Origin of the sequence: Mycobacterium sp. URHB0044 (assembly GCF_000620625.1) — a bacterium.
Classification (GTDB): Bacteria; Actinomycetota; Actinomycetes; order Mycobacteriales; family Mycobacteriaceae; genus Mycobacterium.
In genome coordinates this window covers 255,859-269,314 of the sequence record NZ_JIAW01000002.1, presented here as the reverse complement: position 1 = coordinate 269,314, position 13,456 = coordinate 255,859, and the positions used below count along the sequence as shown (strand labels likewise).

Below are 13,456 nucleotides of genomic sequence, written 5' to 3'. Positions count from 1 at the left end.
GATAGCGGCTATGGCGCGACGCAAAGCTGCACCCCTCGATCTTGCCGTTCTGCTGCCCTCCTGGCTGCTCGCGCTGCGGTCTGAGCGCAAGTCCCCGGCGACGGTCAAGGTCTACGGCGACGGTGTCCGGGCGTTCCTCAAGTGGTGTTCGGAGCACGGTCACACCCCTGCCTTGGACCGCGATCTGATGAAGGCGTTCGTCGCTGATCTGCTCGACGCGGGAGCGGAGGCCAGCACTGCCCGGTCCCGGCAGCTTGCGATGCGCCGGTTCTCGACGTGGCTGGAGGAGGAGGGCGAGATCGACTCCGATCCCTTGCTCGGGTTGAAGGCACCGAAGCTCGACACGAAGGTCACCGAGTCGCTCTCCGATGACGAGTTGCGCCGTCTGGTCAAGGCGTGCAGTGGTAAGGATTTCCGGGACCGCCGCGACGAGGCCATCGTGCGCCTGATGGCTGAGACCGGGATGCGAGCCGGGGAGGTCATCGGCCTGGGCGTCGATGACGTCGACCTGACGCGTGGTCTGGTGACGGTGCGCCGAGGCAAGGGCGGCAAGGGCCGGATCGCCCCGTTCGGCGCTCAGACCGGTCTCGCGATTGATCGCTACATCCGGGCGCGGCGCAGTCACGCGCTGGCCGACACTCCCCCGCTGTGGCTCGGGGACCGGAGCAAGGGACTGAACTACGACGGGCTGCACAAGACCCTGGGATACCGGGCTGAGCTGGCCGGGTTGAAGGGCTTTCACCCCCACCTGTTGCGGCACACCGCCGCGTCACGCTGGCTGGCCGCAGGTGGCTCCGAGGGAGGGCTGATGGCCGTCGCCGGGTGGTCCAGCCGGGACATGCTGGACCGGTACACCCGGTCGACTGCTTCAGATCGTGCCGCCGCCGAAGCGCGCAACCTCGGGCTGGGTGACCTGTGAGCCGCCCGGCTGTGACGGTTTACTGCGAGGCCGAGTCGCATGAACCGTGGCAGCGCATCTACACCCGCGATGAGGAGGGGGTGTGGGTGCCCGACCTGTTCGACTACTTCGGGGAGCCCGACCCTCTGAACGATTACCTCGGTGACCGAGTGCGCAAGGCCCGTCGCGACGGCGGAATGGAGTTCCTCGACGCGGCGACGGAGAAACCGCTGCGCGTGTTCGACTCCGGCCGGTCGCTAGCCGACGCCGCCGACCGGATCGAACCGGCGATGGAAGGCGTCATTGTGGTGCGCCGCCGCTACGTCATCCGCTGTCCCGGCTGCCGCGAATCGCTGCCGCGCACCGAGGCCAACCTGGCTAGACAGTTCGATTCGCTTGTGTCACAAGGGATTAACCGCGTGACAATACCGATGCTTCGTGGGCGGACTCGCGGAGATGACGAGCTTTCGGGCCGGTAGCGCAGTGCCGAGGTAGATTGTCCTCTGCGCGTCGGATGACCCTCCGACCGATCCCTCTAGGGGAGGGCCTGGCTTGCGAAAGCATGCCCTCATCCCCGGAGGCTTTCCGTGTCCGAATACCGCAATGGCGATCTTTCGCCCGGCGAACGACGCCTGCGTGCGTCTCTCGCGTCTCACGCCAGCTGGGCCAAGACCACCGACCGGACGGCCCGAACTGCAGCGGCCCGACGCAAATTCGATGAACGCTTCGAGCGGGAGGTAGACCCGGACGGGGTCCTCTCCCCTGCAGAGCGCACCAGGCGAGCCGCCAACGCTCGGAAGGCCTACTACGCCCGGCTCGCGTTGGCGTCGGCGAAGGCACGTCGTCGGCGCGGGGGTGCGGCCTGATGTCGCGCCCGGAGTGCCGGGAGGACCCGCAGCAGCGCGAGGCGCAGGACCGGAGCGATGCCTACTTGATCGCGGCGGGGCTCGCGGCCGCATCCGAGGTGTTCCCAATCCTGCACGGGGAACAAGCATCTCGCGCAGACGTGTCCGCCGAGGGCGACGTGATCACTGTCGTGGTGACCGATCACCGGACGGTCGCGAAGCGGGAGTACCGGGCCGAGATCCGGCTCGTCGGCGAGACCAGCGGCGGCGGTGCGCCATGAGCCCCCCGGAACGAAGAAACCGCCCCAGCGGGCAGCGGGGCGGCTCCATCAAGTCCTTGGTGAGGGACAACTCGAATCATACCGCCCGGAGCGACAACCGACGAGACCTCCTGCACGACACAGGGGGTGCGTGATGGGTGACGCGAATTGGGACGAGGTCATCTTCGTTGACCGGGATCGATCAGCCCCGCTGTGGGACGTCGGGGCACCCGGCTACCTGGCTGCGACGGGGATCGACAGCGACGGCGAAGAGTATCTCGCCCTTGTGGAGGTCGACCGGCTGGGTCGCGACGGACACTCGGTCGACGTGGCCTGCCCTAGTGCCCCGCACGAACAACTCGACGCGGTGGCGAATCACATCATGTGGCGGGTCAGGGTCGCCCGAACGTTCCGCTGTGGTCGCATCACGCAGGCCGGTACGCCCTGCCGAATCCGGATTGCAACCGTGGGTGCCGCCTGCGAGTGGCACCGGACGCGGGCCGCGAGCGACCGGAGCACACCATGAGCGGCCAACTGGTAGGAGAAGTGCTCACGGCACGCTCCGGCATATTGGCCGACCTGACGCAAGCGCAGACGCTCGCGCTCATCGCGGTCGCGGAGAAGTGCCACGCGGATTCCCGTCAGGGTTCCGTGCGGATCTCTCACGTGGAGGCGACGCTCGGAAGATCGCGGCGAACAGCGGTGCGGACTCTGGAGCAACTCAAGGACCGGGGCCTCATCCGAGTGGTGAAGCGCGGCTACAAATCCCACGGAGTAAGCCGGGCGAGCATCTACGAATTGCCTGTGCTTGCGCCACCCACGATGGCGCAAGCGGAGGACGGTGGTTGCGCCACTCAGGATGGCGCAACCGCACCCGATGTGCTTGCGCCATTTCCGGATGTGCTTGCGCCATTTCCGGATGTGCTTGCGCCACCCATGAGTGGCACACATGACGGTTCTATTGACGGTTCAATTGACGGTTCTAGTTCTCTCTCTCCGTTACGTAACGCGGACGTGCATGAGCGTGGCGAGGAGCGCGGGCAGGAGCTGGGCCGGTCGAATGCGGTCGACGTGTCAGCGTCCCGGCTCGTTGCCACGCTCGTCCCGAGCAACACCCCGGCAGCCGTCAAGACCGCGCTCCGACTCAAGGCGTCGGAGCTGATTCGCGGCGACGGCTTGCCGCCCGAGGTCGTGGCCGAGGCACTCCGGCGATGGCAGGCCCGGCCCGATGCCGGGGTTGGTCTCCTGCCGTACATCGCATCCGAGGTGCTCCGGGAGGGCACCGCGCCGCCGCCGAAGTCGAAGCAACGCGACTGGGCCGAACTCCTGGCCGAACAGCGCGCCAAGGAGCGCGCTGCCGAGCAAGTCGAACAACTGGATCGAAAGGCCCTGGAGCAATGACCTCGACCGCAGACGCCATCGAAGTACTCACCTTGATCTCGCTGCTCCACCGGAGGACCGCCCCCCGGCTCGACGACCGGCAGGCAGCGATCGCGATGGCCACGCTGTGGGCCGAACTGTTCTCGGCACACAATCTGGCGCTGCCGGATCTCATCGCTGGCGTGAAGCTCCGAGCGCAGCACCACCCGGACGCGCCGGAGCCGTCCGAGATCATCGAGTTCGCCCGGAAGGTTCGGCGCGCCGAAGACTCCGGGATGCCGAAAGACGTTGCGGTGCAGCCTCATTTCACGGAGCGTCAATCAGCAGCAGCAGCAGCGATAGCCGCGTGTGGTCTCTGCGACTCGCAGGGCTACACCGGATCGGCGCGGGTCTGCGATCACGTCGACCGGCGCGAGATCGCTGCTCGCGGGTCGGCGCTGGTCCGGGCCGAACTCGCGAAGGCTGCAGAGGCCCGGCGTGCTGCCGCGCCTCCGGCACCGGAGCCACCCCCGCTCCGGCCCCCGGTCCCGGAAGATCCGCAGGCGCTGGCGTCGTGACGGCCCCGTGCGACGCCAGCGCGTCAGCAGGCCGGGCCGGTCTCCCAGTGCCGGACAGGCCTCCCCGAATCGCTCTCGGGGCCGCTCAGCCTGTTTCCGGTCTCCGGCTCGGAGGACGACCTCCGGTGAGCACTCACCCCGTCGAGCGGCGCGGCGTGCTGGTCTGCCACTGCATCGACCGGAACGGGAACCCGGCCAGCCCCGAGTGGACGTACTGGCGGGACCTGGCGGAGGCGCGGCAGGCCCGAGACGCGCTCTCGCCGTGCGGGTCTCGGTGCGGCGGTGTCCACACCTGCATCGAAGTCGACGTGCCCCCCCGACGCGCAGAGGGACCGCGACGGGCGTCCCGAACCCCCACCCAGGAGATCGCATGACACGACGCCGGAAAACGCCTGCGCCCGTGCCGCTTCCCGTGGTGGACCTGCTGGCCGCGATCCTCCGTGACACGCCACGCCTGCAGGGGGCACGCTGCCGCACCCACCCTGAGGTGTTCGACGCCACGCACCCAATCGGGCGGGGGGCCTGCTCGACTCGACATCACGTCGACGCCCGAGCTGCCGCCGTCGCCGTCTGCCAGCGGTGCCCTGCCCTCCCGGCGTGCCGGGCGTGGCTCGAATCACTCCCCGCCAGCCAACGACCGTCCGGCATCGTCGCCGGGCAACTCACCACAACGAAGGGAACCGAAACACCATGAGCAGCAACCCGACCGCGCGCGCGAAGTACCAAGACGTGGCGCTGGCCGCAAGGCTCGTCGCCGCCATATCAGCCGAGGACCAACCCGGGTGGGTCGCGGTGATCGCCGAAGCTCGTCAGTCCGGGCGGATGGAGGAACTCGCGCTCGCGCTCGGTATCCGCCTCGTTCAGGTTGCAGGCGAGTTCTACGACACCGACCGGCAGGCCATCCTCGACGCGTTTGCCTTCGACGCCAACGGGATGGCCAACCGGGAGAGGGGCAACCATGACGACGCCGAGTGAACCCAAGGACGGCGCAGCACCGGCCAAGATCAGCGTGCCGTACCGGCTCGGCGACGGACTCTTCACGCGCACCGAGCACGCCCGCGTCGACCCCGCGAACGCCGACCAGTGGGATGAACGCAGATGGCGCGACCGGCCGTGACATCCCCGTGCTCGTCCGGCCCCGGTGCTACCGTGGCGTCCGGAGCAGTCGCCTGCGCGGAGGTCGGGTCTCAGAGAGATCCCGCTGACCGCGCCGTGTACGAATCCACCGATGCACCGCTGACGCCAGAGGCGCAGCACCGCCCAGCTAGGCGGGGCGCACCGGCTGTCGATACTCCAATTCCGCTGTCCCAGAAGGACATTCACCATGCAGCATAAAACCGTGTCCATTGTGGGCATCAAGACCGCTGGCCTGGCCGAAGGCCAATTCGAGGGCTGGGCATCGACGTTCGGCAACACCGACTCGCAGAACGACCGGGTGATGCCAGGCGCGTTCGCCAAGGGCCTCACCAGCGACCGGATCGTCCCGCTCAACTGGGAGCACCGTGGGAGCGTCGACCCCAGAGCGCTCGTCGGCCAGCTCGTCAAGGCCGAGGAGGTCCCCGAAGGTCTGCACGTGACAGGTCAATTCGACCTCGAAACCGAGTTCGGCGCTGCAGCCTACCGAGCCGTGAAGGCACGTCGAGTCGGCGCGCTGTCCATCGGCTACGCCGTGAACAGGGCCACGAAGGCAGCCGATGGCGTCAACGAACTGCACGACCTGGACCTGATCGAGGTGTCGATCGTGGCGCGGCCGGCCAACGACCGCGCCGTGATCACCGCAGCGAAATCCGCTGACACCACCGCCATCCGCGAGCGCATCGTCCGTACCCGCATCAAATACCAAGGAGCGACCATGACCACCAAGACCACCGGCCCGGACCGATTCACCAAGGGCATCGACGAGCAGCTCGCGCTGGCGAAGCAGATCGTCGAAGCCGCCGCCGAACTGGAGCGTGACCTCACCGCCGACGAGACCGCCCAGGTCGAAAAGCACCTCGACGCCGCCGACGAATTCCAGAAGGCAATCGACGGTGCCGCGAAGTCCTCCGACATCCTTGCCCGGCTCGACGCGATGGCCGCGAGCGCAGGCGACGGGTTCAAGCCTGCCGACCCCGACTCCGGCTCCGGCTCCGGCGAGACGCTGCACCTCGCCCTGACAGGCACCGGCCTCAAGAGTCTCGCGCAAAACGTGGTCAAGGCGTCCCGGATCGAAGGCACCAAGGCCCTCGCGTCGGGGGTGCAGACCACCAGCACGATTCTGCTGCCGGAGGTCGTGCCGACCGGTCGCCCTCTGGTGTCGGTTCTCGACGTGCTGCCGACGAGGATTGTGCCGCCGTCCTATTCGTTCCTCCGCCAGTCCGTCCGGACGCTGCAAGCGGCACCCGTGGCGGTCGGCGGCACCAAGCCCACGTCGGTCGTGTCGCTGCTCCCCGTGGAAAACCGTTTGAGGGTCGTGGCGCACATCAGCGAGCCGATGGACGAATACATGATCAGCGACAACGTCAACCTCTCCCGGTTCGTCACCGACGAACTCCTCTACGGCCTGCGCCGCGCCCTGGAGAACGAAGTCATCGGCGGTGACGGCACCGGGGAGCACTTCACCGGCATCCTGAACACCAGCGGCATCGTCGTGCAGGCGTTCGCCACCAACGCGCTCACCAGCGTCCGCAAGGCCATCACGCTGCTCGAAGCGAACGGCTACACGCCCGGTGTCATCTGCCTGTCCGCTTCGGACTGGGAGTCGATCGAGCTACTCGAAATCACCAGTGGCGCAACCGATGTCCGTGGCGTCCCGGTGGATCCGGTAGCCCGCCGCCTGTGGGGCTACCCCGTGACGTTGAATCAGGGCCTCGGCGCGAAGACCGGCCTCGTGATCGGCGAGGGCGCGGTCACCCTCGACCACGACAACGCCGTCAGCGTCAAGTGGTCCGACGCCGTCAACGCCGACTTCACCCAGAACCAGGTCCGCTGCCGCGTGGAAGGGCGCTGGGGCCTCTCAGTCAATCAACCGTCCGCCGTCGTGAAGGTCGGCACCGCCGCATAGGTCCGGGAAGCGGCGAGGTCGGTGACCCCTCACGGCACCGGCCCCGCCGCAACCCCCCCAGCAGACCCCGCAGCTACCGCCCGGCTGCGGGGTCTCCTGCATCCCGGAGGGAACCCATCGTGCCGAGCACCCACGCACCAGCAGCACAGCCACCCCCGGAGAGATCCCGTGGCACGCAGGGCCGACGCACCCGCCGGAGCAGCCGGACGGTCAGGGCCACGCCCGCACAGGCCGACCGCCCACCGCACTCCCGGCGCACACCTCCGAGACTGGTGACGAGCACATGCCGCAGACAGGCCCTCACAGGACGGAGACCGTCCACACCGCTCACACCGTCCTGCAGCCGTCCCGCGCTCACACCGTCGCCCTGGTTACCAACCAGAGACACAGGGATGACACAGGGATAGGGGGTCGGACGCGCTAGCCGCGCGACCTTGCGGGCAACGCCGCGGTGCGTTGCCCTCTCCCCCCGAGGTCGGTTTTCGAATGATCGAGGCATCATGCGGGGGCCTGACCGGCTAGTTCGCAACGCGGAGTGCCGCGTCTGCGTGCAGAGGGCCTGTCGCTCCGGGAGATCGGGCAGCTGTTAGGGCCATCTTTGTGGAGCGGTTGGAGGCTCTGCTCGCGGCGGTGTGGCCGGGAGCGATGGCCGGCGACCACGCGGCGGGCGAGGAGTGCCTGCAGTTGCTCAACCAGCAGGCCCGGCTCTACGGGCTGCATGACCCCAGTCGTACTGCGCTACTGCAGCTTGCCCCATGCCCACGCACTGACATCCGTCAGTGACACCCGAAGATATTCGTGGTCCACGGAATGGGCGGACCCACCGGACCAACACTGTGCGTTCTTCAGCGCGACGAATGAGGTGAGGTTGAATCCATCGAGCATGACGTTCTCTGCCCGTTCGGACGGAGTCAGCCTCGAGTACTTGTAGAAGTTGATCTCGGCGAATTCGGCGATGGCATCGGCCCATCCTTCGGGCACATCGTCGGGGAGGGTCCCGGCGACTGCGCTATCTCCCAGATGCCGGTAGTACTCGTTTGGGTTTGCTGTGTGACCGGAAGCAATGCCCCATGGCATATAGAAGGTGATCGGGAAGCCGACAAATTCGGCCATGTTGGCGATGGCCACCAGATTGCTATCTGGCCGTTGATATAACGGGACAACTGGCGTGATTTTTAACGGCTCGGGCGGGGAGTCACCCGCAACGGGTTCTTGATCTTCAGGTGCCATCTGTCACTTCCGTCACCGGCGGGAGGGATATTTTCAGTTCCCGGCGTAGCGAATGCCCGCGGGCACCAACTCGCGACGGGAAGGTGGCTGTGACGCCACGGAGGTCTCTCGACGCGCGAACACGAACACCTGGGCAAGTGGCGCGGGTTGCGGACCGCTGTTGACGAAATCGGTGACGTCGTGCTCAACCAGTGCACCAATCGCACGGGCATAGCGCCGCACCGTCGACATGCGGGGATCAGAATCTAGACGTTCGAAGCGGCTCACGGCGCTTTTGTCTCGCCCAAGCTCGGCAGCTACGGCCTCTTGAGTCAGCCCCTTGTCTTGTCTCAGCCTGACTAGGGCAGCAAGCATCTGCAGGTCAGCGCGTGCAAGCGCCTTTGCGTTGCGCTCGGACGCTGTGAGGTCGTCGATCGCGAACGGGTTTGAAGGTGGCATCTGATTCACTCCTCCGCAACTGTTGTTGTGGTATTCCGCAACATGCTAGTCCCCGCTCGTCATCTCATGATCCGTCAGCCAACGAAGGAACAGGTCGCGGGCCGCCCGGATGTCGCTGTCTTGGGCTTGCCGGGTCGAGTCGCGCCTGGGGAAGGTCCGCTTGAGCCGAACACACAGCCCGACCGCGATGTCAGCCGCCTGATCCGGCTCGCCGTAGTACAGCCGGTACATCCCGGTGCTCCCGGTGGCCTTCAGCTCGCCCATCCAATGCTGTGAGAGATTCCTCAGTGGTGACACGTGATTGCCTACAAGACCACTTTCTGCCTCAGACATAGCAATGAGTTCGCCCAGAAAGATCCAAGCATCGTTGTCGGTGTTGCGGAGTTCTGCGAGGTGGTCGATGCAAGTTTCAGTGTGCTCCCATTGGCAACTTCCACGATTCAACCGGCAGTGGCCGTTCGTGCACTGCTCGCACTGGTTGTCGGCTATCAGAGCCCCCCTGCGATGTCGACCAATGACGCCAAGCTTCAGTCCAGGATATCGGTATCCACACGGTTGCACCGCGACGTGCGTCTTCCGAGCACAGGCACAGCGCATATCGGTCTCTAGTGCGCGACTACCTGGACTAGGCGGCCGACCCTCGTCCCAGTCTATGGCTGGGGCGGGTCGGGAAAACCCGCTGTGCCCGTGTGCGGGGGCGCTGGTTCGTGGAACGGCGCCCCGCTATCGTCCTCAGGCGGAATCCTGTCGGCGCTCGAGGCCCCAGCACCTATTGCACCGTCGACGACCGAAGTGCCGCCAGGGCCTACGTGGCCGTCGCTCGTGGCAAAGGCGCCCGCCGCGCCCTCAGCTTCGTGTGAAGTCTGCTCCGAGGCTTGGATGTCATGGTCCACGGTGTGCTCGTGGGTTTCCATGATTGGTGGTTCTTCGGCTGGCATTTGCTCCCCAGTAGTGTGTTACGAAGGTCGGATGACGGTCACAGATGGTCGTCGGCGGGCGGGATGCTCTGCTCGAAGCTGAACACGTCGTGCGGGTCGTACTTCGCCTTGATGGCCCGAAGTTCGTCGACTCCCGCTCCCCAATAGGCGCTCGCCCAATCCGCCATTCCCGCGTTCGGCACGTTGACGTACGCGCCATTCACGAAGGGCGCCAACGCCTGACCGAACTCGTCGAGCCAGGACAGGCACCGCGGTGTCAGTGGATCGGCCGCGCCGGGTTCCTCGACGAGCACGTGGCCCCGCCGTGGTCCCCAGCCGGCACCCGGTTCGGCGTAGAAGAGCGCCCCGCGGTGCGCGAACACCGATCCGCCCGGCGGTTCACTGCTCCTGACGGCTCCACCGAAGGCGTTGGTGAAGTAATTGCAATCCGCCGTGGGGGCGTTCGCCATGAACGCCGCGACGATCTCGATGGCTTCTGCCGGAAATGGTTCGGAGATGAACTGCGAGTTGAACTTCCAGTTTCTCGGCTCATCGGGTGTGGGGATCTGGAAGCCCGCGTAGGTCTCGGCCCAGGCCGCCTCCTTCATCGAGACGTCGGGATGACCGACCGACAGAACGGGCGCCAGGAGCCGGCTCGCCTCCGCCTCCGATCCGGCAATCAGAACGCCGATCAGCTGAACCTCGTCGCGGCGTATCTCGAGCTGGCTGGTGAGACGGTCATCCACGTGCGGGGCGGAGCGCTGCCACGCGTCGAACACCTCGGGTAGATCGCCAAGGCCGGACCAACTCGCAGTGACGTAGATGGGCTGAGCGAGGGGATGAATCGCGTAGGTCAACGACGTGACGATTCCGAAGTTCCCGTTGCCCGCACCGCGCAACGCCCACAGCAGATCCGTATTGTTCGCCGCGTCGGCGATGATAACCTCGGCCCCGTCGGTGCCCGACGCGACGACGACCTCTGCTGCCACCAGGTTGTCGGAAGCCATGCCGAACCGGCGGGTGAGCAGCCCGAAGCCGCCGCCCAGCGTCGCGCCGACGAGGCCGACGGACCCTTCGGTGCCGGTCGGCGCGGCGAAGCCGGTCTCGCCGAGCGCCGTCACCGCCTCCAGCTGGTTGAGCCCGGCGCCGACGGTCGCGGTGTGTGCTACGGAATCGATTGTGGCCGACTTCATTTCGCTGACGTCGATCACGATGCCGTCGTCGACGTTGGACCAACCCTCGAGGCAGTGCCCACCGCTGCGCACGCGAAGCGGGACGCCGTTCTGCCGCGCCCACGCCAATGCGTTGACGACGTCCTGCGTCTCCTGGGCGAAGACGATCACGAGCGGCGTGAAGACGAAGAATTGGTTCCAGCAGGCGCGTGCCACCGGGTACTCGCCGTCGTCGGGACGTACGACGCGACCGGTCAGCTGGACCGGCCGTGCCGTGGTGGACGTCATTCCGTCGTTCCTGGTGCGGCCGCGAAGATGTCCTCGCCGGGCTCGGTGTCGAGCACCTCGCGGTTGAAGAACATCATGTACGCGAAGTAGACACCGCCGAGGAGGATCAGACCGACGACGATCATGGTGGGAACGCCCGCGTCCTCCGGTGTCATCAGCACGAACAACACGAACGCCACCCAGATCAGCGCGGCGACCGCCACCGGCAGCTCGGCGCGGCCAAGGCTGAAGCCACCCGCCTTGTGCTCCAGTCGTTTCCGCACCGCCAGGTACAGCACCACGATCGCGCCATAGATGAGCGCCGGCAGGATCGTCGAGCCGATGATCAACTGCAGCAATGCATCACCGGGCAGCCCGAGCATCAGCACCACTCCGACGGCCAGGATCAGGACAGTCGCCGGAACCGGGGTCTGCGTCTTGGGGTTGACCTTTCGCATCAGCCCATGCGCCGGGAACCGCTTGTCACGTGCCATGGCGAAGACCTGCCGCGAGCAGGCGGCCATCACCACCATTCCAGCCCCGAACATCGCAAACGCGAGTCCCGCCAACAGGATTCGCTCGGTGACCGCGCCGAGCTGGCTGCGGATGATCGCTGCCACCGGCGAACCGCTGTTGGTCACCGCCGGGACGTCCTTGATCGCGATGGTGAGCGCGATCAGGAACAGCAACCCCAGCACCCCCGCCGCGACCACCGATGCCACGATCGCCCGCGGGACGCTACGGAACGGATCCTTGGCCTCCTCTGCGAGGTTGGCCGCGGAGTCGAAGCCGACGAGCGTGGTGAGACCCATGATCATGCCGGCCATCAACCCGCCGCCGATGGCGAAGTAGTTTGGCGAATCCACGGTGATTCCACGCGAGGTGAGATTGCCGAGATCTCCGCTGCCGGTGAACACCATGACGACTGCCAAGGCGATCACCAGCACCACCACGATGCCGAGTTCGATGCCCACCGCACCCGAGGTGATCAGTCCGACCAGCCGCGTCGACGCAATGACCAGCGCCGCCTGAATCACCAGGATCGCCACGGTGAGCAGTCGCGCCGTGGTCTCGTTCTCCGCCATCCCCACCAACGGCATGAAGGCTTGGCTGGCCAGCGCGTTGTCGACGGCGACCACGGCGATCGCCAGGTACCAGAACGTGAGCCACCCGAACAACCAGCCGATCTTCGGATTCGCCAGCCGCGAGGCCCATTGGTAGGACGAGCCGCTCAGCGCAATGCGCGCCGCGAACTGCGCGACCACCAGCGCTACCAACGCCTGTCCCACTGCAGCAAGGATCCACAACCAGATCCCGACCGGGCCCGCGTTCACGAGGACGTCGTCGTACGTCGCGAAGATCCCGACGGCCACCGAGATGAACGCGAAGGACACCGCGAACACCTGGAAGCCACCCAGAGTCCGCTTCAGCTCCGGTTCGTACCCACAATCGACGCACTCGACGTCCGCCGGGTCCGCGTTCACCACACCCTCTGCCGTCATCGCGAGCACCTGGCCTTGTCGTAGGGGTCCACGAACACTAGATGAGGGCAGGTGTCTCCACAGCCAAAATTTGCGTTTGCGTCAAAAGTTATTCCGTTGGTTACGCCGCAGTTCAGGAGGCTGCCGTCGAACGACCCTCAGCGGCGTGGACGGACCTTGTACGTCGCGGGCCACGACTCCCGGGACTCGTCACCGGTCAGGGGCACACCCGCGCTACCGACCTGAACGTCGAACGCCTCCATGCCGGCTCCGACTTCCCGTTCGACCTTCTGCCGCGCTAGGTAGTACAGCTCGTCGATCGCCAGTTCGCGGAAGGCGACGAAGGAGGTGCGACGCACCACGTCCGGGCTGTTGGCCGCGGCTGTCATCCGGTCCACCAGGACGTGCGCCGCGACGGCCGCGACGGCCAGCAGGGCGAACGGAACGATCCAGTAGCAGACGAACGACAGTGGCGTCCGCAGGTCCAGAATCGTCGCGTCGTCGTGCACGATCGCGGGAATCGACGCCGACACCGCCATGCCCGCGAAGGCACCGACCCACACCCACGTGACCCGGATGTGCATCCGCGCGAACAGCTCGCTTCGGGTCTCGTCGGTGGGCCCAGACGCGTCGGCGTACTCACCGGCGAACGGCCTACCGATCAGCACGCCGAGCAAGGCGGCCAGCAGGAGCCCGATGATGCTGACCGGCAGGATCCACCGCTCGACTGCCGACGCGCTCAACGCGACCGTCAGGATCGTCACCACCAAAAACGTTGCGAAGGCCCCGATTTCGAGTACCCGCCAAGAGTTTCCCTGCCAGCGCCCGACCGAGACGGCCGAGATCGCGACCGCGAGGGCAACGACAGCGGCGGCGGTCAAGGGCACGTTTCCGACCAGGACCCAGTAGACGATCCACGGCGCGAGGCCTGACAGAATTCCCACGATTTGTAAGTCTAGGTAGGCGCC

16 protein-coding genes are annotated in these 13,456 nt (G+C 66.5%); 10 read left to right on the top strand and 6 right to left on the bottom strand.

Annotated elements, in window-relative coordinates; all coding sequences use genetic code 11:
• Positions 1-10 precede the first annotated feature (10 nt).
• The 10 genes from N536_RS0105350 (at position 11) to N536_RS0105310 (ending at position 6,983) form a co-directional block, all read left to right on the top strand.
• Positions 11-919 (top strand): tyrosine-type recombinase/integrase, encoded by a 909-nt coding sequence (locus N536_RS0105350; RefSeq protein WP_081809062.1) that lies wholly within the window; start codon positions 11-13, stop codon positions 917-919.
• An 86-nt stretch (positions 920-1,005) separates the two neighbouring features.
• Positions 1,006-1,377 (top strand): hypothetical protein, encoded by a 372-nt coding sequence (locus tag N536_RS0105345; RefSeq protein ID WP_155948433.1) that lies wholly within the window; start codon positions 1,006-1,008, stop codon positions 1,375-1,377.
• Positions 1,378-1,763: 386 nt separating this feature from the next.
• Positions 1,764-2,024 (top strand): hypothetical protein, encoded by a 261-nt coding sequence (locus N536_RS37525; protein ID WP_036435533.1) that lies wholly within the window; start codon positions 1,764-1,766, stop codon positions 2,022-2,024.
• Positions 2,025-2,157: 133 nt separating this feature from the next.
• Positions 2,158-2,529 carry a hypothetical protein gene (locus N536_RS40630; protein ID WP_051574265.1) on the top strand — a complete coding sequence of 124 codons (372 nt, stop codon included), beginning with the start codon at positions 2,158-2,160 and terminating at the stop codon, positions 2,527-2,529.
• Positions 2,526-3,404, top strand: coding sequence for a hypothetical protein (locus N536_RS42065; protein ID WP_155948432.1), 879 nt, complete (start codon positions 2,526-2,528; stop codon positions 3,402-3,404). The genes N536_RS40630 and N536_RS42065 overlap by 4 nt, the downstream gene beginning before the upstream one ends.
• The gene (locus N536_RS40625) at positions 3,401-3,940 is read left to right on the top strand and encodes a hypothetical protein (RefSeq protein WP_051574264.1); all 540 of its coding nucleotides are present in this window, start codon (positions 3,401-3,403) and stop codon (positions 3,938-3,940) included. The genes N536_RS42065 and N536_RS40625 overlap by 4 nt, the downstream gene beginning before the upstream one ends.
• Positions 3,941-4,065: 125 nt before the next feature.
• Positions 4,066-4,314 carry a hypothetical protein gene (locus tag N536_RS42060; RefSeq protein ID WP_155948430.1) on the top strand — a complete coding sequence of 83 codons (249 nt, stop codon included), beginning with the start codon at positions 4,066-4,068 and terminating at the stop codon, positions 4,312-4,314.
• Positions 4,315-4,630: 316 nt separating this feature from the next.
• A complete protein-coding gene (locus N536_RS0105320) occupies positions 4,631-4,915 on the top strand; it encodes a hypothetical protein (RefSeq protein WP_029112660.1) in 285 nt (94 codons plus the stop codon).
• The gene (locus N536_RS42055; RefSeq protein WP_155948428.1) at positions 4,899-5,057 is read left to right on the top strand and encodes a hypothetical protein; all 159 of its coding nucleotides are present in this window, start codon (positions 4,899-4,901) and stop codon (positions 5,055-5,057) included. The genes N536_RS0105320 and N536_RS42055 overlap by 17 nt, the downstream gene beginning before the upstream one ends.
• 207 nt (positions 5,058-5,264) lie before the next feature.
• Positions 5,265-6,983, top strand: a complete 1,719-nt coding sequence (locus N536_RS0105310; RefSeq protein WP_029112659.1) for an HK97 family phage prohead protease — start codon at positions 5,265-5,267, stop codon at positions 6,981-6,983.
• Positions 6,984-7,721: 738 nt separating this feature from the next.
• On the opposite strand, the gene N536_RS0105305 is transcribed toward N536_RS0105310, so the two are convergent.
• The 6 genes from N536_RS0105305 to N536_RS0105280 all read right to left on the bottom strand — a co-directional run bounded on the left by N536_RS0105305 (position 7,722) and on the right by N536_RS0105280 (position 13,432).
• Entirely contained in the window at positions 7,722-8,213 is a 492-nt protein-coding gene (locus N536_RS0105305) for a hypothetical protein (protein WP_155948426.1), read from the bottom strand.
• Between the two features lie 33 nt (positions 8,214-8,246).
• Complete coding sequence (locus N536_RS41245) at positions 8,247-8,651, bottom strand: helix-turn-helix transcriptional regulator (protein ID WP_231514435.1); 405 nt, start codon at positions 8,649-8,651, stop codon at positions 8,247-8,249.
• A 45-nt stretch (positions 8,652-8,696) separates the two neighbouring features.
• Entirely contained in the window at positions 8,697-8,915 is a 219-nt protein-coding gene (locus tag N536_RS0105295; protein WP_029112656.1) for a hypothetical protein, read from the bottom strand.
• Positions 8,916-9,627: 712 nt separating this feature from the next.
• Positions 9,628-11,028 (bottom strand): FAD-binding oxidoreductase, encoded by a 1,401-nt coding sequence (locus N536_RS37510; RefSeq protein WP_036435530.1) that lies wholly within the window; start codon positions 11,026-11,028, stop codon positions 9,628-9,630.
• A complete protein-coding gene (locus tag N536_RS0105285) occupies positions 11,025-12,509 on the bottom strand; it encodes an APC family permease (protein WP_029112655.1) in 1,485 nt (494 codons plus the stop codon). Before N536_RS0105285 ends, N536_RS37510 begins: the two co-directional genes overlap by 4 nt.
• A 137-nt stretch (positions 12,510-12,646) precedes the next feature.
• A complete protein-coding gene (locus tag N536_RS0105280) occupies positions 12,647-13,432 on the bottom strand; it encodes a hypothetical protein (RefSeq protein ID WP_029112654.1) in 786 nt (261 codons plus the stop codon).
• Positions 13,433-13,456: the final 24 nt, after the last annotated feature.